Annotated in this window: 1 pseudogene; it reads right to left on the bottom strand. The window is 71.4% G+C overall.

From position 1 onward, the window contains the following. A pseudogene (locus AC1D01_RS37380) lies at nucleotides 1-692 on the bottom strand (HlyD family type I secretion periplasmic adaptor subunit); the annotation flags it as partial. Nucleotides 693-717 lie beyond the last annotated feature (25 nt).

Here is a 717-nt window from a genome sequence, read left to right on the forward strand (position 1 = left end):
TTCACGTCCTGCTCGCGCTCGGTGGCCTCGCGGCCCTTCTCGTTGGCCGCCAGCTCGCCGACGAAACCTTCCTTGACCAGCTGCCGGTAGGCCTGCGCCGACTGCTGGTAGCTCGGCAGCGTCTGTGTCAGCTTGGACAGCTGCTGCTGCGACGCATGCAGGTCGGCCTGCGCGCGGGCGCGGGTCTCCTGCTCCTGCGCAACGGCGTCGAGATAGGCCTGGCGGCGCGCGCGGAACTGCGCGTCGACCTGGGCGTACAGCAGCGGCGGCTCGCCGCGGCCGGGCAGCAGCGGCTGGTCGGCCAGCTCGGCCTCGATGCGGCGCAGCGTCAGCTTCTTCAGCGCCACCTCGTGGCCGAGCGCCGCGGTGTCGGCCTGCGAAGCCCGCGCGTCCAGCTTCAACAGCAGCTGACCCTCTTTCACCGCATCGCCCTCCTTCACCAGGATCTCGGTGACGACACCGGCCTCGGCTGGCTGCACGAGCTTGGTGAAGCTGATCGGCACCAGTCGGCCCTCGGCCGTCGCGATGATGTCGAGTTGGGCGAAGACCGCCCAGGCGAGCAACAGCGCGATCAGCACCGCCACCGTGACCAGCAGCACCCGCGGCAGGCGCGCCGGCGGGCGCTCCTGGATCGCGAGCAGGTCGGGCGCGAAGTCGAGCGCGTCGGGGTCGAGCACGGCGAGCTGGGTCATGCGCCGAGACCTCGCAGCTCACGCC

It is taken from the genome of Rhizobacter sp. P3_B12 (assembly GCF_056402895.1).